This window comes from Aquimarina sp. ERC-38, from assembly GCF_026222555.1.
In the GTDB taxonomy this organism is placed as follows: Bacteria; Bacteroidota; Bacteroidia; order Flavobacteriales; family Flavobacteriaceae; genus Aquimarina.
Genome location: NZ_CP098511.1, coordinates 167501 through 188725 on the forward strand (window position 1 = coordinate 167501; position 21225 = coordinate 188725).

The 21225-nt window shown below is 37.4% G+C and carries 14 protein-coding genes, 2 tRNA genes and 2 rRNA genes (1 of these 18 running past the window's edge); 9 read left to right on the forward strand and 9 right to left on the reverse strand.

Features of this window, described 5'->3' with window-relative positions:
• From NBT05_RS00780 to NBT05_RS00790, 3 genes are all read right to left on the reverse strand, one after another.
• Window positions 1-1224: ribosomal RNA gene (locus NBT05_RS00780) — 23S ribosomal RNA — on the reverse strand; it reaches 1641 nt to the left of the window's first position.
• Window positions 1225-1556: 332 nt separating this feature from the next.
• Window positions 1557-1630 (reverse strand) — tRNA-Ala (locus NBT05_RS00785).
• Between the two features lie 329 nt (window positions 1631-1959).
• Window positions 1960-2033 (reverse strand) — tRNA-Ile (locus NBT05_RS00790).
• Between NBT05_RS00790 and NBT05_RS00795 the strand changes: the two genes are divergently transcribed.
• Window positions 2026-2280 (forward strand): hypothetical protein, encoded by a 255-nt coding sequence (locus tag NBT05_RS00795; protein ID WP_265771513.1) that lies wholly within the window; start codon window positions 2026-2028, stop codon window positions 2278-2280. The two genes, NBT05_RS00790 and NBT05_RS00795, sit on opposite strands and share 8 nt — an antisense overlap.
• A gap of 60 nt (window positions 2281-2340) precedes the next feature.
• On the opposite strand, the gene NBT05_RS00800 is transcribed toward NBT05_RS00795, so the two are convergent.
• The 3 genes from NBT05_RS00800 to NBT05_RS00810 form a co-directional block, all read right to left on the reverse strand.
• Window positions 2341-3863: ribosomal RNA gene (locus NBT05_RS00800) — 16S ribosomal RNA — on the reverse strand.
• The 16S and 23S rRNA genes sit together here with 2 tRNA genes alongside, the layout of an rRNA operon.
• 1019 nt (window positions 3864-4882) lie before the next feature.
• Window positions 4883-5722, reverse strand: coding sequence for a hypothetical protein (locus NBT05_RS00805; protein WP_265771514.1), 840 nt, complete (start codon window positions 5720-5722; stop codon window positions 4883-4885).
• Window positions 5723-6119: 397 nt separating this feature from the next.
• On the reverse strand, window positions 6120-8165 hold the full coding sequence (locus tag NBT05_RS00810) for a putative porin (protein ID WP_265771515.1): 2046 nt from the start codon (window positions 8163-8165) through the stop codon (window positions 6120-6122).
• Window positions 8166-8687: 522 nt separating this feature from the next.
• Between NBT05_RS00810 and NBT05_RS00815 the strand changes: the two genes are divergently transcribed.
• Both NBT05_RS00815 and NBT05_RS00820 read left to right on the forward strand, forming a co-directional pair.
• Complete coding sequence (locus NBT05_RS00815) at window positions 8688-9287, forward strand: ribonuclease HII (protein WP_265771516.1); 600 nt, start codon at window positions 8688-8690, stop codon at window positions 9285-9287.
• Window positions 9288-9348: 61 nt separating this feature from the next.
• Complete coding sequence (locus NBT05_RS00820) at window positions 9349-11787, forward strand: hypothetical protein (protein WP_265771518.1); 2439 nt, start codon at window positions 9349-9351, stop codon at window positions 11785-11787.
• A gap of 21 nt (window positions 11788-11808) precedes the next feature.
• Here NBT05_RS00820 and NBT05_RS00825 read toward each other — a convergent pair whose 3' ends face one another.
• Together NBT05_RS00825 and NBT05_RS00830 are read right to left on the reverse strand one after the other, a co-directional pair.
• Window positions 11809-12423 carry a nucleotidyltransferase family protein gene (locus NBT05_RS00825; RefSeq protein ID WP_265771520.1) on the reverse strand — a complete coding sequence of 205 codons (615 nt, stop codon included), beginning with the start codon at window positions 12421-12423 and terminating at the stop codon, window positions 11809-11811.
• A complete protein-coding gene (locus tag NBT05_RS00830; protein ID WP_265771521.1) occupies window positions 12416-13447 on the reverse strand; it encodes an XdhC family protein in 1032 nt (343 codons plus the stop codon). The genes NBT05_RS00825 and NBT05_RS00830 overlap by 8 nt, the downstream gene beginning before the upstream one ends.
• 207 nt (window positions 13448-13654) lie before the next feature.
• On the opposite strand from NBT05_RS00830, the gene NBT05_RS00835 reads away from it, so the two are divergent.
• From NBT05_RS00835 to NBT05_RS00855, 5 genes are all read left to right on the forward strand, one after another.
• Window positions 13655-14290, forward strand: a complete 636-nt coding sequence (locus NBT05_RS00835; protein WP_265771522.1) for a (2Fe-2S)-binding protein — start codon at window positions 13655-13657, stop codon at window positions 14288-14290.
• Between the two features lie 27 nt (window positions 14291-14317).
• Window positions 14318-16666, forward strand: coding sequence for a xanthine dehydrogenase family protein molybdopterin-binding subunit (locus NBT05_RS00840; protein ID WP_265771523.1), 2349 nt, complete (start codon window positions 14318-14320; stop codon window positions 16664-16666).
• A gap of 2 nt (window positions 16667-16668) precedes the next feature.
• Window positions 16669-17682 (forward strand): FAD binding domain-containing protein, encoded by a 1014-nt coding sequence (locus NBT05_RS00845; protein ID WP_265771524.1) that lies wholly within the window; start codon window positions 16669-16671, stop codon window positions 17680-17682.
• Window positions 17682-17951, forward strand: coding sequence for a hypothetical protein (locus NBT05_RS00850; RefSeq protein WP_265771525.1), 270 nt, complete (start codon window positions 17682-17684; stop codon window positions 17949-17951). Before NBT05_RS00845 ends, NBT05_RS00850 begins: the two co-directional genes overlap by 1 nt.
• Before the next feature lie 534 nt (window positions 17952-18485).
• On the forward strand, window positions 18486-18752 hold the full coding sequence (locus tag NBT05_RS00855; RefSeq protein WP_265771526.1) for a helix-turn-helix domain-containing protein: 267 nt from the start codon (window positions 18486-18488) through the stop codon (window positions 18750-18752).
• A gap of 318 nt (window positions 18753-19070) precedes the next feature.
• Here the strand turns inward: NBT05_RS00855 and lipB are convergent, their stop codons facing one another.
• Window positions 19071-19778, reverse strand: coding sequence for a lipoyl(octanoyl) transferase LipB (lipB, locus tag NBT05_RS00860; protein ID WP_265771527.1), 708 nt, complete (start codon window positions 19776-19778; stop codon window positions 19071-19073).
• A 117-nt stretch (window positions 19779-19895) separates the two neighbouring features.
• On the opposite strand from lipB, the gene NBT05_RS00865 reads away from it, so the two are divergent.
• Complete coding sequence (locus NBT05_RS00865; protein ID WP_265771528.1) at window positions 19896-21173, forward strand: metal-dependent hydrolase family protein; 1278 nt, start codon at window positions 19896-19898, stop codon at window positions 21171-21173.
• Window positions 21174-21225: the final 52 nt, after the last annotated feature.

A 21225-nucleotide genomic window follows, 5' to 3' on the forward strand; every position in this document is an offset into this window, starting at 1 on the left:
TCATAACCCCCAAAGGGGGGGACTATCCATAGCTTCGGTAATATGTTTATGCCCGATTATTATCCATGCCGGACCGCTCGACTAGTGAGCTGTTACGCACTCTTTAAATGAATGGCTGCTTCCAAGCCAACATCCTAGCTGTCTGGGCAGTCCAACCGCGTTTTCTCAACTTAACATATATTTTGGGACCTTAGCTGATGGTCTGGGTTCTTTCCCTCTCGGACATGGACCTTAGCACCCATGCCCTCACTGCCAGTCATCATTATATAGCATTCGGAGTTTGTCAGGAATTGGTAGGCGGTGAAGCCCCCGCATCCAATCAGTAGCTCTACCTCTATATAACTAAACTAACGCTGCACCTAAATGCATTTCGGGGAGTACGAGCTATTTCCGAGTTTGATTGGCCTTTCACCCCTACCCTCAGGTCATCCCAAGACTTTTCAACGTCAACGGGTTCGGTCCTCCACTTTGGGTTAACAAAGCTTCAACCTGCCCAAGGGTAGATCACACGGTTTCGCGTCTACTACTACTGACTACATAGCGCCCTATTCAGACTCGCTTTCGCTACGGATCCAATCCTTAAAATCTTATCCTTGCCAGTAAAAGTAACTCGTAGGCTCATTATGCAAAAGGCACGCCGTTACCAATATAAATATCAGCTCCGACCGCTTGTAAGCGTATGGTTTCAGGATCTGTTTCACTCCCTTATTCAGGGTTCTTTTCACCTTTCCCTCACGGTACTGGTTCACTATCGGTCTCTCAGGAGTATTTAGCCTTAGCGGATGGTCCCGCCTAATTCATACAGGATTACTCGTGTCCCGCACTACTCAGGATACCACTAAATCAACATACCTTACCTATACAGGGCTATCACCTTCTTTGGCCACTCTTTCCAAAGTGTTCTAGTTCAATACATATCTTATAGCGTGGTCCTACAACCCCAACCATGCCGTAACATAATTGGTTTGGGCTTCTCCGCGTTCGCTCGCCACTACTAACGGAATCACTATTGTTTTCTTCTCCTCCGGGTACTTAGATGTTTCAGTTCTCCGGGTTCGCCCCTGATAAATCAGGTGACATGTCTTCAACATGCCGGGTTGCCCCATTGGGAAATCCGCGGATCATAGTGTATGTGCCACTACCCGCAGCTTATCGCAGCTTATCACGTCCTTCTTCGCCTCTGAGAGCCTAGGCATCCCCCATACGCCCTTATCTAGCTTATCTGGCCTTTTGCTCTTAAACTCGCTCTTCTTAGTTTTTTTATCTCTCTATTATTCTATTTCTCTTTCAGATCAGTTATCCTTTCCCTACTTCTATCTTACTAACCTCATCATACATACCTTATACCTGCCCGGTAATTTCTTAACCAAAACAAACATACTGTACCTATCGTAAAGCCAACCAAATAAAATAAGTCAAAACAACCAATCCTTCTCGTTTCTCTTAATCAATATGTCAATGAACTTTTGCCCCCTCCAACTCCCCCAATGGGGGAGAGTAACATTTGTTACCCCCCTAAGAGTTCCTCCCCAATGGGGAGGTTAGGAGGGGCCTTGTGGAGAATATCGGAGTCGAACCGATGACCTCTTGCGTGCAAGGCAAGCGCTCTAGCCAGCTGAGCTAATCCCCCTTCCCTCAAGTTATGAGTGATGGGTTATGAGTTATGAGCCTTCTAACCCATACCAACTCAACTTCTTGAATTTCCTTTCAATACGTGTCCTAAACCTAAGTCAAAACACCTCTACAATGAACGTATCTTTAGTTATTTTACGGTTTAGTTATTTAGTTATTCGTTACTTAGTTATTTGTTTTCTACTTCTAACAATAAAATCAAAACTTAATAACCCAATAACTTCTAACCTAATAACCAATAACCGCAAGCAAAGCTTGCAACTAAGTAGTCTCAGGCAGACTCCCTTCCTTTCGTCAGGGTAAACTCCTCGTCTTACCTTTCGACAGTAGTCTCAGGCAGACTCGAACTGCCGACCTCTACATTATCAGTGTAGCGCTCTAACCAGCTGAGCTATGAGACTGTCTTTTAAAATAGACCCAAGACCATACGAACCAAGACCCAAGACAAAAACGTCTTGTCTTCTTGTCTTCTTGTTTCCTGTATCTTTCTTTAAATTAATTAATCGACAGCTAAAAGAATTAAAACCAGGTACTCATCTACCACTACCCCTACTTAAACAATCAACTATAAAAGCTAATGGCCCAGTAGAAGATAAAAGTAAAGAGAAAAAGAAAGCCTCCGATCGTACCTCTCGTTTGTCTGCTTAGTGGTAAGTATAATAGGAACCTACTAGTTACCAATCATACCTACTCGCAGAGCTTCTCTAGAAAGGAGGTGTTCCAGCCGCACCTTCCGGTACGGCTACCTTGTTACGACTTAGCCCCAGTTACCAGTTTTACCCTAGGCCGCTCCTTAACGGTGACGGACTTCAGGTACCCCCAGCTTCCATGGCTTGACGGGCGGTGTGTACAAGGCCCGGGAACGTATTCACCGGATCATGGCTGATATCCGATTACTAGCGATTCCAGCTTCACGGAGTCGAGTTGCAGACTCCGATCCGAACTGTGATAGGTTTTATAGATTCGCTCCAACTCACGTTGTGGCTGCTCTCTGTACCTACCATTGTAGCACGTGTGTGGCCCAGGACGTAAGGGCCGTGATGATTTGACGTCATCCCCACCTTCCTCGCGGTTTGCACCGGCAGTCTTGCTAGAGTTCCCATCTTTACATGCTGGCAACTAACAACAGGGGTTGCGCTCGTTATAGGACTTAACCTGACACCTCACGGCACGAGCTGACGACAACCATGCAGCACCTTGTAATATGTCCGAAGAAAAGTCTATCTCTAAACCTGTCATACTACATTTAAGCCCTGGTAAGGTTCCTCGCGTATCATCGAATTAAACCACATGCTCCACCGCTTGTGCGGGCCCCCGTCAATTCCTTTGAGTTTCATTGTTGCCAACGTACTCCCCAGGTGGGTTACTTATCACTTTCGCTTAGTCACTCAGATTTGCATCCAAACAACTAGTAACCATCGTTTACGGCGTGGACTACCAGGGTATCTAATCCTGTTCGCTACCCACGCTTTCGTCCCTTAGCGTCAATTAATTGTTAGTGATCTGCCTTCGCAATCGGTATTCTGTGTAATATCTATGCATTTCACCGCTACACTACACATTCTAACCACTTCACAATAATTCAAGACCTACAGTATCAATGGCAATTTTACGGTTGAGCCGCAAACTTTCACCACTGACTTATAAGCCCGCCTACGGACCCTTTAAACCCAATGATTCCGGATAACGCTTGGATCCTCCGTATTACCGCGGCTGCTGGCACGGAGTTAGCCGATCCTTATTCGTAGAGTACCGTCATTCCACTACACGTAGTGGGCATTCTTCCTCTATAAAAGCAGTTTACAACCCATAGGGCCGTCTTCCTGCACGCGGCATGGCTGGATCAGAGTTGCCTCCATTGTCCAATATTCCTCACTGCTGCCTCCCGTAGGAGTCTGGTCCGTGTCTCAGTACCAGTGTGGGGGATCTCCCTCTCAGGACCCCTACCTATCGTAGCCTTGGTAGTCCATTACACTACCAACCAGCTAATAGGACGCATAGCCATCTCTAACCGATAAATCTTTAATAATAATGCCATGTAACATCATTATCACATAAGGTATTAATCCAAATTTCTCTGGGCTATCCCCTAGTTAAAGGTAGGTCCTATACGCGTTACGCACCCGTGCGCCGGTCGTCATCAGATGCAAGCACCTATGTTACCCCTCGACTTGCATGTGTTAAGCCTGCCGCTAGCGTTCATCCTGAGCCAGGATCAAACTCTTCATCGTATAATCTTTCCCTACTTGCGCAGGGATGATAATAATCATAGTGCCTCAATAGCACCCTTCAATTACCATGTTTCTCAAAAAATACAACCGGAATTCTAATACTTCCTCTTCTCTGTCCTCTTAAACTATAATCTTATCCTTACCATAATTACTTACCGTAAAGAATAAACTACAACTTAAAAAAACTAATGATGCTAGTCTTAATTCTTCTTTCTTATTTGTATCACTATTTGTCATGGATTCCTGCCTTTGCAGGAATGACAAACAATGTACGCGCTGTCAATCAATATGTCTATGAACTTTATCCTCAATCCAGTTGAGGATCTCTACCTCCAACTTAATTTGAGGTCTATAGATTTCCACCTTCGTGGAAACTTACCTGTGAGTACCCAGGGAATCGAACCCCTACCTATTACTTACCAAAGCAATACCCTTTCTTACACCTATATAAATGAACCTTATCGCTCCTCTCCTTAACCCATCCTCTCAGCCCCAAAGCGGGTGCAAATATACAACTACTTTTTACTTTTAAACAAAACTTTTTTAAGTTTTTTTGAAGAAAGTTTCTTAACCTCTTTAAAACCTTTATAACTAAACTATTACAAGGTTTTTACCAGGACTTTTCTTTCCCCCAAAACAAAAAAAATACTACCTAGTCAATGAACTTTGCTTTTTACTTAAGAATATATCACTATACCCTCCCGCTAAGCGGATGCAAATATACAACCCTTTTTTACTTCTTAAACTAATTCTAAACCCGTTTTTTTAAAGTTTTTTTTTGACCTACCACTTAACTTATTAATAACAAGTGTAATATCATAGTTATGATATCCTCTTTTAATTCTATAGACATACATATTATTTGATGCTACCCTTACTATTTAATAAGAAAAATCCTGTCAATGTAACTTACATGAACAGGATTTTTCCATAAAAACTTCGCGGCTATACAAACAAAACTAAAAAATAGCCAACCAACCAATGGTGGTTAAAGTTTTAGTATTTTAAGCTATTATACATTATTGAACAACAATTCTTGTGCTTAACCTACCGAAAGTTGATCTTGACCGAGCATTTACTATGTATATCCCTGGTTCTAAGTTATTGAATCTATAAATATTTCTTCCTCGGTTTAAACGCTGTCTTATTCTCGTTATACTTTGTCCCGTTTGAATATTTACTAGTCTAATAAACGCTATATCGTCAATGGTACTTCGTAAAACTACGGATAAACGATTAGATCCGTTAGGGCTAAAAGCATTTAATTGTACTTGTGCTCCAATTGAATTGTCAGGAGGTGTAATAGTCGTGTCCGGAAAATCAATAGGAGTTAACTCTCCATTGCTTTCTACCCGAAACAAATTATTAACAGTATCTGCAATAAAATCAGGATCAATAGCACCCAAATTACCTAAATCATCAATTGCTGGTCCAGACGTATCAAAATTAACCGTTACACTTGATCCGAAATCATTGTTTCCATTAATTAGTCGATCATCGTTTGAACCTACAAATCGGGTTATTCTCCTGGACACTGCCCAAGCAGCACCTTCGGCAAAACCATTATTGCCTGAATCTTTTATGGTAAGTATAAAATTGCCATTTCCTCGTCCGTCTGTAAATTGATGAGTAATAGTTTGACCGGCAAATGCATTGCTATAGGCTGGCGAACTTAAAACTAAAACGCCTGGATTTCCATCACTGTCCGGAAGTCGTAATTCCCAGCTCACTTCCTCCGGAGCATTATCAAATCTAATTGTTAATTGAGTGGCCTGATTGAATCTTGGACCTTGTGCATAACTTGTAAACCCTAATAAAGTAATGAAAATTAGGGTAATTAATGTTTGTGTTTTTTTCATAATAAAGTGGTTTGATTTGTATTGATTTGTTTGTGAAAATTAAAATTTTAGTAAAAAAACGGGATAATTTTACTACTTACAAAGTTCAAATTTTATAATTATTACTATGTCGACGCAACTTCCAATAATACCTTACATAATTTTTGTAAAATTTATAATTAAGTATAAAATATAGCCTTAGAAGTTGCATTGAACTGTGTGAAGGCAACTAAATTTATTTAATAAAAAAAACCAAGAAATACGCTTTACTACAGAAGTATTTAGAGAAGCAACGTCAGCTAAACCAAATAAATAATTTAAGGAAGAATTAAATTTTACAATATTGGTAATATGGCAGGATTTATAAAAGTCCGGAAGATTGATATGCGACAACTCTATAATATGGTAATAGCTATAGCTAAAGGAAGAAATTCCAAACGATACCAAACCGGATTACGGCATCACGGGGTGGATATCCCGGAGCCGAAAATTCGTTATTTTGATCAAAGGCTTCCCCAAAATTTTCAACCGTAAAGAAAATTCGTGTTTGCCTGATTTTTGCATTAAAAAATAAATCCACCTGTGGAAAACCGCCAAATTCCTGTTCGGTTCCTTCACCATCAAAATAAGCAATTTCATTAGGACTTTGCGTATAAAACTCACCTAATACCGGATCATACCCATCTGCATCATAACTTGAATAGTATTTAAAAGTTACTCCTGTTTGTAAAAAAAGTGCTTTTTTAAACCATTCATCCTGATAATAAAGGGTGTTTCGGGTAATTAATTCAGGAACTCTATAGACTTCATTTCCTTCAGATACCTTTTGATACATTACCGTATTATTTAAACCGAACCATTTGAATCGAATATCCTGATTAAACCGTACTTTTAATAGATTTACATTATTCGTAAATTGTCGAGGCACAGTTATGGAATCTTCATTTTTAGTAAAATAAGTAAAGTTGCTAATATCCGTTATACTTGCTTCGATATTTGCCCAATTTCTTGCTTTTAAAGTGGCTGAAATTTTATTAGTTTGAATATTCTCAAAATTTTGGCTTTCAGTGTTTATATTTTGCCAATTATAGGTAATATAGTCTTGTTGAAACAATAGAAAATTATAATTAGGGGCTACGGAATTTATATTTACTTCTCCACCCAATTCAAATCCCTGATAATTATAAAATCCTTGTACCTGAAATGCATTTCCGGTAAAATCTCCTGATATTATAGTTTTACCCGAAGCATTGATATTTAAACTGAACTTAGTAAAAGCATAATTTCCTCCTATTGCTACTATATCTCCTTTAATCCGATTTGTAATTGTCGTTATGTTTCCAATACTGTCTGATTGCCTTAGTATTCGATTATAACCATAATTATAATTGGTAGTAATTGCAGATACTGAAAGGACTCCTAAGGAGGAATGTTTACCTAGCAAAAAAACTTCATTCGTAAAATCTTCCAGAGCCACTTGAGATCCTAGTTGATTAGATACATAAGACAACCCAAATAAGTCGTTGGATGTGGCCTGCAAAAACCGAAACTTTTTATCATTCAAATGTAAACGATGTCCTACTTCTATTCCATCTGGGGTACTATCATTTTTTTGTATAATTCGGTAAGTATGATCTAGGTAAAATCGTTTACCATCTAATGTACTGGAAGCATCTTCAAAAGCTACTTCAATACCTCTTCGATCTTCTGAATCTTCTTCATCTTCAAACTCTTCAGTATTATTTAAGTATTGATTCAAACCGGAAGGGGAAAGTCCTCCGTTTTCTTCGGAAGTCAAATCCTGCGAAGTAAAATGTGTTTTTAAATGATAGCGGTGGTTTTTCGTATGAAAATTTGCAGAGGTCCTAAAATTACCGGTAGTAACACGATTATTTTGGTATTTACCTAAAGAAGTAACTCCTTTGTAAGCAATCATGAAGTTTAACTGCGGAGAAGTATTAATTGTAAAGAGTGCATCCAGTTGTTGTCCCTGTTCAAAAGTGGTTTTAAAATAAAGTTCGGTTAAGGGTGTAGGCACATTATAATACATAATATCTTCTACTTCCAGGTAATTAAAATGTTTTGCCCTAGCCCCAAATTCAGGCAGAATATTATTTATACTTTCTCTTTTAATCAAGCTTGTATACGTATGGCCTACATTGTTTAAGGGTTGTAACCCGAAGTTATCTCTGCGTAAATAGTTGAATTGATAATCTTTTTGAATACTTAAAGTAGTATCTACGTAGGTAGTGTCATTTTTAATATCAATGATTTTATAATCAGTAATCGGTGGTTTTTCTTTTTGTCCGGTACGATTGGTGAATTTACCCTCCTCTTCTTGTTGTAATTCATTTTCCTGATACAACCCATTCTCATTCTGAAAACCGTTCTCTTCTTCGGTTTGTGCCTGAAGGGTGAGTGTAGCATAGAGTAAACAAAATATAAAAAAGATAAACTTCTTCATCGTTATTAAAATTCAGGCAAAAATATACTTTTTACGATAACTAAATTCATAAGATTTCTAATATATCTATTTACGACAACTAGAATCGCAATAAAGAAACCAATTTGGTCATAGGTCAAAATAATGCATACATCATTTTGCTCCATTACCATTCCCTATGAAATTCTACAATTTAACTTTATCAAAATATTTAATAAGAACAGAATGATAAAAGGTTTTTTATAGATACTTCAAAATTTATATGATATTTCAAAATTTTAGGTAAGCGTACTGTAAAATTACTACAATTCAGTGTTAAACTATTAGTATACAAAAAGTTACCTTTATTAATTAAAAATATAGTTTTCTGTATAATTTTAAAAAAGGCAATTATCCCATAAAGCCACCCCCTTATCTTGTTCAAATTGTTTTGAAAGCTCATTTACTTTTGATTTCAGGCATTTCAAAAGTTTCGTTTATAAGTTTTTGAATATTTTTTTAAAACTGCTTTTTCAAACCTTTTTCAGCCGTTATATTCGTACTGTGTTGGATTTAAAAATACATCCTGATTTAGTCGAATGTGGTACTGATGAAGCCGGAAGGGGTTGCCTTGCTGGCCCGGTTACTGCCGCAGCCGTTATTTTACCAGATAATTTTAAAAACACCTTACTCAACGATTCTAAAAAATTACGGGAGTCTGATCGCGATTTGCTTCGCTTACTTATTGAAGAAAAAGCTATTTCCTTTGGAGTTACCCATATTTATATGGATCGTATAGATACTATTAATATTTTGAATGCATCCATTTTAGCCATGCAAGAGAGTATTGAAAAATTAAAAATCGTACCACAACATATTGCAGTTGATGGCAATCGCTTTTATAAAATGAAGGATATTTCACATTCCTGTATTATCAAAGGAGATGGAAAATTTTTACATATTGCAGCAGCTTCTATTCTTGCTAAAACCTACCGCGATGAGTTTATGAAGCTTATTCATGAAGAGTACCCAATGTACAACTGGAAAAAGAACAAAGGATACCCTACCAGGGAACATAGAGAAGCTATTAAAAAATACGGTATCACTAAGTATCACCGAAAAAGTTTTAAATTACTGCCTGAACAGTATAAGTTAGTATTATAAGCACATGTATTTAAAATTCCTCAGAATAAATTTTGTCGTTAGCTTTAATATAATAGTAAGTTTGTTTTTTATACTATCAAGTTGTCAAAAAGAAAGCAATACTACTTCAAAAAACAATTATTATATTCCACAAGATGCTCCGATTGTTATAAAGATTAATGATTTGGATCAGGTAAAAGAATTGATAAGAGATAATGATTTTTTAAATAAATTTTCAGGAACAAGCGTATCTAACTATATAAGTAATTTACAGGTACTACAAAACAGTTCAAATCAGGAAGCTATTTTATCGCTGGTTCCTGTAGGTAAAAACACCTATGAATATGTTTTTAGTTCAAAATACGATCCGGTATTATTAGAGAAAGATAGTATTCAAAAAAAGGAGAATAAAAGAATTCCTTACGCTCATAATACTATTTATTATGTAAAGAATAAAAAAGATTCTTTTTTTGCCATTGAAAAGGATAGCATGCTCATTGCTTCTTCTTCACAATTATTGATTGAAAATAGCATCCGAAACAAACAAACAAAAACTTTACCAGAATTAGAAAAAGCACTTTCTATTATCAATACAGATAACCCGATAGCCTTATTAGTGGATGGAACTCAAATAAAAGAGATTACCCAGCAGTTTTTTAAAGATGATGTTTTTTCTTTTCCTAAAAACTTTAGCAACTGGATATCTACAGATCTTTCTATGACACAACAATCTTTAGTGATAGATGGTATTGCTACAGAAAAAGATTCAATTATAAATACCTTAAACTTATTTAAAGGGACCATCCCTAATGAAAATAGTATCTCGCAAGTTGCACCTGTAGAAACTACTTTTTTAACTTCTTTTACATACGATGATTATCTGAAATTTAAAAGTAACTTATCTCTTTACCAGGACAGGGATATTCAGAATTTCTCAGAAGAATTTGATGAATTAATGAGTAGTATTTCTGAATTTGGGGAGATTACCGTAGACCAGAATACCGTAGTGGTACTAAAAAGTATGGATACTACGAATGCTTTATCCTTATTAAAAGGAACCAAGGTCAACACCTATCGCGATTATCCGATATATACCTATCAGGATGAACTAACCTTCTTATCTTCTTTACAACCCTTTTTAACACCGGAAAAATTGTCCTTTTTTACCGTTATTGAAGATTTTATACTTTTTTCGGACAATAAAAATGTATTACAACTGGTTATCGCTAATTTTATAAATAAAACTGTTTTTGATCGTCTTCCGGCATTTATTAAGACTAAAGAACAACTTACCGATGCTTCTTCTATTTTGCTAATTGGCAATTCTAACCCTCTAAAAAACAAAATAGCTGAACATATTGATGAAGTTTATAAAAAAGAGTGGATGGGTATTGACTTAGCTTCTTATCCCATCGGAGCCTTACAATTTATTAAAGAAGGTAATTTCACTCATATACATGGTATTATTCAAAAGGAAAATACTGAGAATACTATTAATAGTGTTACTCAAAGTTCTACCACCACGCTGGATGCACCTCTTTTAAATGCGCCACAACTGGTCTATAACCATCGCACAAAAGGAAAAGATATTGTGGTACAGGATATTGAAAACACGCTATATCTTATTTCTTCAAAAGGCACTATTTATTGGAAAAAAAAATTGGATCAACCTATTTTAGGAAAAATCGAACAAATTGACATTTATAAAAACGGAAGGTACCAGTTACTATTTGCTACCAAAGATGCAATACATTTACTGGACAGAAATGGCAAGACAGTAGCTCCTTATCCTAAAAAACTGAATACCCCAGCTACACAAGCTTTGTCTTTATTTGATTATGATAAAAATAAGAGATATCGAATTGTAATTACGCAAGGTTCAAAAGTGACAATGTATGATGCTAAAGGGGAGGTAGTTTCCGGATTTCAATTTAACGAAGCTTCTTCACCGCTTGTTAATAAACCCCAGCATATTCGTATTGGATCAAAAGATTATATTTTACTATCCCAACAAGATGGAAAATTAACTATTCTAGATCGAGTAGGAAGAACCCGGGTTAAAGTTAAAGATACCATTTCTTTTTCCGGTCAACCCTGGTACCAGTATCAGAACACCTTTACCAGCTTGACTAAAAATAATAAAATTGTACAAGTAAATACTAAAGGTTCCGTTTTTCTGGAAGATCATGATTTAGAGGACGATAGCAGTATCGTAGCAACTAATAAAACGCTGGTTAGCTTTTCTGGTAACGTTTTAAAAATTAAAGGTGCAAAAGTTGAATTGGATTACGGGGTTTATACTGAGCCTCAAATTTTTTATGTGAATAACAAGATATACGTAGCTATAACGGATCTACAAACGCATAGAGTATTCCTTTTTGATAGCAACGGAAAAATGATTCCTAATTTTCCGATATACGGAAATTCAGAAATTGATTTGGCGAATATAGATAAGGACAAAAACCTGGAACTTGTAGTTAAAGGGGAAGATAATAGTATTCTTATCTATCAAATGAATTAAAACTAATTGCTTTCTAAAATTTTAAAGACTACTTTCTTTACGTATGCTTTTAAGATATGCTTGGTATTGCTCGGGAGTATCCAGATCTGATAAGTTGGAAGTATTCGCTAGTGTTCTTATTTTTTGCTGTCCGTCATTTAAAAAATTTCTGGCACCTTTATCTCCCGTTAACTGTAATAAATCCTTAAAATATTGATTTGAAAAGAGTGCTGGTACCCCTATTTTATTTTGATATTGGGAAGCAATGATGTCTTCCGGATTACTTTGATACATCTCCATCAATCGATTAAAATAATCAGAATCAATCCCTGGTTGGTCAGCGAGCGCAATTAAGGCTGCATTACAAGAAGGTTCATGACCTTTAATATAATTTATGGCCGCGACAATACTTGAACTCATCCCATTTTCCCATTCAGAATTTATAAGAAAAGCTGTCCTTTCATCCTTAACTGAACGTTGTATTTCTTCAGCATTTGCCCCTAAAACGCAGATTACCTTAGATACTTTTGATTTTTGCATATTAGTAAGGCAGTATTCTAATAAAGTAGTGTTTTGTAAGGGTAGTAATTGCTTAGCTTGCCCCATACGAGAAGAACTTCCGGCAGCCAATACGATCCCTATAATAGTTTCAGACAATGTTCTTTAATTTTGCTACGGATAAAGCTTTCATATCTTCAAGGTTTTTATTAGAAAATGCCGCCTGAATTTCGCTTGCAATAGCAAGTGAAATTTCTTCGGTAGTCTCAGAACCAATATCCAATCCCGCAGGACTGTATACCGTATCTAAAAAATCCAGATCAACCGTACTATCTATTTCCAACAGTTCATTTTGCAAACGGTTCCATCGTTTAGTAGAACCTAAAATCCCGGTATATTTGGGTGGACATTTTGCCAGTTGTAGCAAATAGCGCAAATCTTTAGCAAAGTTATGGTTCATCAAGACCACCGCCGTCCTTTCATCTATCTTCCGGACATCCATCAAATCAGGATCAATAGCTTCTACCCGGGTTGCTCCGGGAAAATCCTGAAAACCTTTATTACTTTGTGCCGAACAAATTACCCAAACGTCCCATCCCATACTTGAAGCCATATTACTTAATGTAAGCGTATCATGACCGGAACCAATAAGTATTAATTGAATAGCAGTTTTTGTTTTTTGTCGAAAACATGACCAAGCTTCGGGTACATTTTCAAATACCAGATGTTGAGATAGTGCAATATTTTGATTTTTATAACTAAAAACAGACCCGAATTTCCCGTTAAATTCTGTTGCTTCCTTATAGTAAGAAGTAATACCTATCGTATCCCTTTTCTCAAGTGCTTTTTCCAGCAATGTTACTGCTGCCCCGGTAGGTTCAAACTTCTCAATTAAAACATAAAGAAAACCTTCACATCCTAATCGATACCTTCCGTCATAAGAAACAACTTTTGAAATTCCGGTAGCAAACACTTCTTCCGCTCGACGGAAAATTTCTTTTTCTACACATCCTCCGCTAATTGCACCCATCATTTTACCATTCTCGTCAAATAACATTCGTACACCAGGCTTTCGATATGAAGAACCCTTAAGCCCTACCAGAGATGCCATAACCGTTTTATATTTTTTAGCTTTAGCTTCTTTATAAAATCGTAAAATTCTCTTTAATTCAAATGATTGCATCGATGACCTACTTCAAACCAGGTAAATGGTGTTATTAAAATTATCATTATTCAATGGTAACTGCAATGTATTAACATAATTTAAATACACAGGACACAATTACATAAGGAATTATCGTAAAACCTTTCATCAATCGTTAAACTTCTATCAAAAAATTGTACTGTCAATAGTTCTTACCTAATTTTAGAAAGAAGCAATAATTTAGCTATGGATACGACAAATGATAAAAATGAAAAGCCTTCTCAAAACGGAAAAAAAGGTCTTTCGCGTAGGGGTTTTTTAAAAGGAACCGGACTGGCAACCGCTGGTACTTTTGCATTTACAAACTCACTGTTTGCCAATGAAGCTAGTACAGATACACTAGCTATCGCTGGCCCAGATGCCAATGCCATAGAACTGACTATCAACGACCGAAAAGTTACCACTCTGGCGCGACCGGATGAAACATTGGTAGATGTCTTAAGAGAACGATTAGAAATGACAGGAACCAAAATGGTTTGCGGGCGGGGTGCCTGCTCTGCTTGTACCGTTATGATTGATGACGAACCTGTATGTTCCTGCTTGACGCTTGCCGTTGAGGTTCAGGATAAAAAAATTACTACGATTGAAGGGATTGCTAAAGATGGAAAACTACACCCGGTGCAGGAAGCTTTTATTGAAGAAGATGCAGCTATGTGCGGATATTGTACCCCTGGAATGGTGATGAGCTGTGTTCATCTGGTCGATAATACTCCTAATCCAACAATAGAAGAGGTAAAACATGCGGTTCGGGGTAATCTTTGCCGTTGCGGAACTTATCCCCACGTATTTAAAGCCGCTATGACTGCCAGTAAAAATGTATAACTACTCCTATATAAATACCTTTAGTGTATGAAAACAAGAAAAGAACAGTTTCCTTTCGGAATACCGGGAGTAGATTTAAAAACGATAGAACGAGAAGTTCCGGTTACCGAGCCTCCTGCATGGCCTATTAATGACAAATTAACCCACGTAGGTAAAAGTGTTAAACGAATTGATGCTATTTTAAAAGTCACGGGAGAAGCTAAATATGCTTCGGATATTTCTTTGCCGGGATTACTGCAAGGCAGTATTTTACATAGTCCGCTACCTGCTGCGGTCATTAAAAAGATCGACACCAATAAAGCCGAAAATTATCCGGGTGTATACGGCGTGCATGTCATGCAGGATTTACACGGGGGCAGTGCCAGCGGAGGGGATGCCGGAGAAACCAGGTACCCGGAAATTAAGTTTGCCGGACAACCCATTGCAGCAGTAGCTGCTATAGATCAGCAAACCGCAGATAAAGCCGTTAAACTAATACGGGTAACGTATCAGGAAAAACCCTTTGTAGTCAATTTAGAAAGGGCTATGCAACCGGATGCACCTACTGTTTTTAAGAAACCTGTTGATCAAGAAGGTACGGATGCGAGTGAAGGACCTGCTAAAGGCTTAAAACTAGAAGGAAATGTAAGAGGTCCTTCTACCAAAAGTTTTTTAGGTGGTCCCAGAGGCGATATAGAAAAAGGTTTTGCAGAAGCTAATATTATTGTAGAAGGCGAATTCAGAACCCAGGTACAAACACATAGTACACTAGAAACCCATGGATGCGTTGTAGATTGGAAACCGGATTTATTGACCATTTACGCCTCTACGCAATCTACCAAAAGTGTCAAGAAAGAGTTTGCAACTATCTTTGATTTGCCTGAAAGTAAAGTAAGAGTGCTTTGTAAATTTATGGGAGGTGGTTTTGGAGCAAAATACGGTGCGGGTAACTTCGGGGCATTGGCCGCACACCTGTCAAAAAAAACCGGTAGACCGGTTAAATTATTTTTAGACCGGAAAGCAGAACACCTTTGCGTAGGAAACCGTCCGAATAGTATCCAAACCTTAAAAATTGGGGCTACAAAAGAAGGAAAACTAACCGCTATTAAACAAGAATCACACGGAACGGCCGGAGTGGGTTTAGGTGCCGGTGTAGGAAGGGTGGCACAGGCGTTGTACCCTTGCCCTAATTTTTTAACCGAACAGTATGATGTATTTACAAACGCAGGGCCGGGAGCTGCCTGGCGCGCACCGGGCAATGCACAAGGTGCTTTTGCCGTAGAACAGGTAATTGATGAAATAGCCGAAAAGCTAAATATGGATCCGTTAGCTTACCGGGATATTATTGACGATAGCAAGGTCAGAAAAGCAGAACGTACCCTGGCTTCGGAAAAATTTAAATGGAACGAACGAAAACCTAAGAACAGTTCAGAGGGGGTAGTAAAAAAAGGAGTGGGTGTTGCGCAAAGTACCTGGCCCAGAATTATTGATCTGGATTCAACTGCCGAAGTTCGTTTACTAAAGGACGGAACGGTTGAAATACGATCCGGGGTTCAGGATATTGGAACCGGAACCCGAACAATATTAGCACAGGTAGTGGCAGAAGAAATTGGAATTGCTCCTGAAAAAGTCGGGGTTCATATCGGAGATACCTATTTTCCAAACGGTCCGGCTTCGGGAGGAAGTAGGGTAAGTGGGTCTATTACCCCAGCAGCCCGTAATGCTGCTTTTAAAGCAAAAAAGGAGTTGATTAGTCAGGTTGCCGACCGTTGGAAGGTAGATGCGGATACCTTAGAAATGAAAAACGGAACTATTCAGGCAAAAGACGGTTCCGGTGAGAAAATAACTTTTGAAAAAGCTTTAAAGAAAATGCGGACGGCACAAATTTCGGTTACTGCTAGTCGGGCTGATGATTACGGAGGTTTTAAAGTAGGTAAATCTATTTCGCATTCTGATCTGGGTTCGGTACAAATGGCTGAAGTTTCAGTAAATACGGAGACCGGTGTTGTAAAAGTAGCTAGGGTTGTTGCCGTTCATAGTTGCGGTCGGCCTATTAATCCTTTACAGATTCAGAGTCAGGTTAACGGCGGAGTCATACAGGGGGTGTCCTACGCTCTATATGAAAATCGCGAGATGGATGAAGCTACGGGGAAAATGATAAATGCAAATCTGGATCAATACAAAATCGCATTTGCCATGGAAGTTCCGGAAATTGAAGTGTACAATATTGAAGAATACAGCGCACGCTCATCTACTGATGCTTATGGTATAGCAGAACCGGCAAATATTGCCACTGCAGCCGCTATTGCTAATGCTGTTTACAATGCAACCGGAGTACGAATACGAGAATTACCCATCACTCCTGACCGGGTTCTTAATGCTTTAAATAAAGTTTAAATATGGAAAAATTTCAATGGGCACAAGCCCGAACCCTAGAAGAAGTACAAGAACAGGTAACTGCTACCACTTCGCAACTTACTTCCGGACAAAAAACAACAGATACCAGTATTATCAAGGCTGGTGGAGTAGATTTGTTGGATTTAATGAAGGAGGGTCTCGCCACTCCTGAAAAAATGATTGATATAAAGGCGATACCCGGATTTAAAACCAGTACGTACGATGCAAAAAAGGGTTTAAAGATTGGTGCAGGAGTTACCTTATCTATGCTTCAAAAACAAAAAGAAGTAAAAGAACACTACGTAGCCTTATATGAAGCTATTTCGCACGCTGCTACTCCGCAAATCCGAAATATGGCGACAATTGGGGGTAATATGGCACAACGTACGCGATGTTGGTATTTTCGATCAGAAGATCATCAATGTAAGAAAAAAGGAGGCGCTGTTTGCTTTGCACAAACCGGACAAAACGATATACATGCAATTTACAATACCAGTATTTGCCCCTGTGTGCATAGTTCTTCTATTGCAACCGCTTTAATGGCTTTTCATGCTGAGGTAGAATATCTTGATCAAAAAGGAAAAGTGCAAACCGTGCTACTTACTGACTTTTTTACTCCGCCCGAAGTAGATGTAACTCGTGAAAATATATTAAAACCGAAAGAAATTATTACAGCAATCACCATTCCAGTACCTTCTTCTGACACTAAATCGTATTACATAAAGCAGGGTGCCCGGGAATCTTATGATTGGGCATTAGCTGATGTAGCAGTGGCTTTAGAAATAAAAGGGAATACTTGTAAAAAAGCAGCTATCGTACTGGGAGCAGCTGCTCCAATTCCATTTCGAGCTACTGAAGCTGAGGGGTTTCTATTAAATAAAACCATTGACGAAGATATGGCTATTAAAGCAGCAGAAATGGTATTGCAAAAGGCAACGCCCCTATCAGGAAATTCTTATAAAATCCCAATGTTTAAAGCAATTATTAAAAATTGCATCCTTAAAACTATTTCGTAATGGATAAGATAAAATTAGACGGTTGTAAGTTCTTAAGAGCAAAAAATGCATACGGTACTATGGAAGGTGGAGACGATCCGTTTTTACCGGTTGATGAAGGGACTACTACATATTGGTGTTTACGTACCTGTTCGCCCGTAGGACCTGATAATTATTTTGCCGTAACAAATACCTGTACGGCAAAAAGGATATGCTTTACTCCATTTGAAGATGCAATAGACGAAGAAACACCCGCTATTTTAAAGTCAGGTGATCATTTATTGACATAGCAATTTCGAATGAAATGATTAGTGTTTAATAAAGATTCAAGATCGCTATTGCTTCTATAATTAAAAATTAAGACTAATTACTATAATATTGAAAATCAATAATCATTTTAAAAATGTAAAAAGTAGCCTCCTAATACTTTAAAGCTTGAAATTACCTTATTCATTATGCTTTATATGATTTTACTTATTTAACCACATATTAATGAAATAATTATTTTTCGCTTTTCTTGAATATGTTATAGTTTTAAGGCTTGTAAACAGGCTATAAGACAACTTCTTTCTATCTTTTATTAAAAATTGAATCTATTTTATTATTTTGAATGAGATCTCATTCAATACTACCTATTTTACTACACATTGAATGAGATCTCATTCAATTTTTATAATATATATATTTATAGTATCTTTGAATGAGATCTCATTCAAAGAGGTGTAAATTGTGTTATAATGAATGATAAGTCATACAATAATTAAAATATTAAGTCAGATACTTCTTTATTAGAAACTATTGGAAATTTTATTCAGTTTCACCGATTGAATCAAAATAAGTCTCAGGAACAAATAGCTTCTATGGCCGGGATTAGCCGATCCACATTAAGTCTATTAGAACGAGGCGAAGTTGTAAGGATGGATAGTTTTATCCAGGTACTTCGAGTGCTAGATTTACTATACATTATGGATATCTTTACAATTCCGGATCAAATTAGTCCTATTGACTATGCTAAACTGAAGAAAAAAGAACGTAAAAAAGCTTCTTCTAAAAAAGACAAAACTGCTTCTAAAGAAGACCTGGGATGGTAGATGTCGCCGAAGTACATATTTGGGGCGAATTTGCAGGTGCTATTCGCTGGGATGAAGCACAGCGGTTGGAGGTTTGTAATGAATCTATTTTAATTTCGTCTATATAGTAGTATTACTCACAATCAAACTTTATTACCATGAAATTAAAAAATTCATCAATCTATATGCTATGTGCCAGACCGGGAATTTACTATTTTTTAAGCTTTTTAAGTATGGCAATTCTTTCTATGATAATCGTTGTATACAGACTTAAAGCTATCATCTAAATTTTTCAAATCTAAGATGTACCTGAACTTATCTCTAACAGATTACTAAGAATTATACTTTTAAAGTTAGTTCAGCTTCAAAAAGGGTACTGAGGTGTTTTATCAATTTTTCCTGAACTTCTTTTACTACCAATGGACGCCCACCAATTTCTTTTTGTAAAGAAGTAACCGCTTTATTCTTAATTCCGCAGGGAATAATTGCGTCAAAATAAGAAAGGTCAGTATTCACATTAAACGCAAAACCGTGCATAGTCACCCACCGACTTGCTCTTACCCCCATAGCACAAATTTTTCGGGCAGTTGGCGTTCCTACATCAATCCAAACCCCGGTTTCCCCTTTACTTCGCTCTCCTTTAATATTATATTCAGCTAAAGTTAAAATGATCATCTCTTCTAATAAGCGTAAGTATTTATGAATATCCGTAAAAAAATTTTCGAGATCCAGGATAGGATAGCCAACGATTTGTCCGGGACCGTGGTAAGTAATATCCCCTCCCCTGTTTATTTTGTAAAAAGTAGCTCCTTTCTTTTGCAGTTCATCCTCGTTAACCAATAGATTCTTAATATCACCACTTTTTCCTAAAGTATAGACATGCGGATGTTCTACTGAAATTAAGTAGTTAGGGGTTGGTGCTTCTATTTCTTCCCGACGGTTCTTTATTTTAATATCCAGAATTTCTTTAAATAAGGTTTCCTGATATTCCCAGGTTTCCTTGTAATCCTTTAGCTGGAATTCTATGAGTTGTACTTCTTTATTCATAAGTGATAAAAATACGTATAATTGCAGATTATCAAACAAGCCTATTTAAAAACTTGAACAAACCATAGTAATCCTTTATATTTAGAAGCTTTAAATGCTCACTACTAAATTTATAACATGAAATCTCTTTTTATTAGCATTTTTATACTCCTATCTACCACTTTGTTGGCTCAAGATACGTATTTATATTGCGGAAAAATTCTGGATGTTAAATCCGGAAAAATTTTAACCGAAAAAACAATTGTGGTCTCCGGAAATAAAATTACTAAAATTGAAAACGGATATTTACCAGTAAAATCAAAGGATAAAAGCATCGATCTTAAAGACAAAACGGTCTTGCCGGGATTGATCGATATGCACGTACATGTCGAGGAAGAAACTAATCCTAATAAATACATCGAACGTTTTACCAGTAACGAAGCGGATATAGCCTTTAATTCCGTGGGCTTTGCCGAAAAAACACTACTTGCCGGATTTACTACGGTTAGAGACCTGGGCGGAAGCGGCGTCAATATTGCACTAAAAAGAGCAATTCAAAAAGGTCGTATTAAAGGTCCGCGTATTTTTACCGCAGGAAAAGCCCTGGCAACAACTGGAGGACACGCAGACCCGACTAATGGAAATAAAAATAGCAATATAGGAGACCCAGGGCCAAAAGAAGGTGTGGTCAATAGTGTTGAAGATGCTAAAAAAGCAGTTCGACAACGTTACAAAAACGGAGCTGACCTTATTAAAATAACTGCAACCGGTGGTGTATTAAGTGTTGCTAAAAGTGGCTCCAACCCTCAGTTTACCGTTGAAGAAATTAAAGCCATTTGTGAAACTGCCAAAGATTATGATTTTCATGTAGCCGCTCACGCCCACGGAGATGAAGGTATGCAACGCGCTATCTTGGGAGGTGTAAAAACTATTGAACATGGAACGCTAATGAGTGAAAAAACTATGGAAATGATGAAAGAATACGAGGTATTCTTAGTTCCTACCATTACTGCCGGAAAAGAAGTAACCGAAAAAGCAAAAATAGAAGGTTACTATCCTGCAATCGTAGTTCCGAAAGCGTTAAATATAGGCCCTAAAATTCAAAATACCTTTGGCAAGGCGTATAAAATGGGAGTAGGTATTGCCTTTGGTACGGATGCGGGGGTTTTTGAACATGGTTATAACGGAAAAGAATTTGGGTTTATGGTAGAAGCTGGTATGCCTCCCTTGGAGGCTCTTCAAAGCGCTACGATTACCAACGCGCAAATCCTAAAAATGAACGATCAACTTGGTCAAATAGCACCTGGATTTTATGCCGACATCATTGCAGTAGATGAAAATCCTATCCAAAATATAAAAACCATGGAAAACGTAGTTTTTGTAATGAAAGATGGAAAAGTATTTAAAACAAAATAAACACCTGATACGTTTGTAATGTATCAGGTGTTTATGGTAAAATTTTTGTGCT

What these genes read in the sequence shown, in the direction of transcription:
- NBT05_RS00795 (WP_265771513.1), top strand. Translation starts at nt 2,026, where the DNA reads ATGAGACTGTCTTTTAAAATAGACCCAAGACCATACGAACCAAGACCC.
- NBT05_RS00850 (WP_265771525.1), top strand. Translation starts at nt 17,682, where the DNA reads ATGGATAAGATAAAATTAGACGGTTGTAAGTTCTTAAGAGCAAAAAAT.
- NBT05_RS00865 (WP_265771528.1), top strand. Translation starts at nt 19,896, where the DNA reads ATGAAATCTCTTTTTATTAGCATTTTTATACTCCTATCTACCACTTTG.
- NBT05_RS00835 (WP_265771522.1), top strand. Translation starts at nt 13,655, where the DNA reads ATGGATACGACAAATGATAAAAATGAAAAGCCTTCTCAAAACGGAAAA.
- lipB (WP_265771527.1), bottom strand. Translation starts at nt 19,778, where the DNA reads ATGAATAAAGAAGTACAACTCATAGAATTCCAGCTAAAGGATTACAAG.
- NBT05_RS00810 (WP_265771515.1), bottom strand. Translation starts at nt 8,165, where the DNA reads ATGAAGAAGTTTATCTTTTTTATATTTTGTTTACTCTATGCTACACTC.
- NBT05_RS00830 (WP_265771521.1), bottom strand. Translation starts at nt 13,447, where the DNA reads ATGCAATCATTTGAATTAAAGAGAATTTTACGATTTTATAAAGAAGCT.
- NBT05_RS00805 (WP_265771514.1), bottom strand. Translation starts at nt 5,722, where the DNA reads ATGAAAAAAACACAAACATTAATTACCCTAATTTTCATTACTTTATTA.
- NBT05_RS00845 (WP_265771524.1), top strand. Translation starts at nt 16,669, where the DNA reads ATGGAAAAATTTCAATGGGCACAAGCCCGAACCCTAGAAGAAGTACAA.
- NBT05_RS00840 (WP_265771523.1), top strand. Translation starts at nt 14,318, where the DNA reads ATGAAAACAAGAAAAGAACAGTTTCCTTTCGGAATACCGGGAGTAGAT.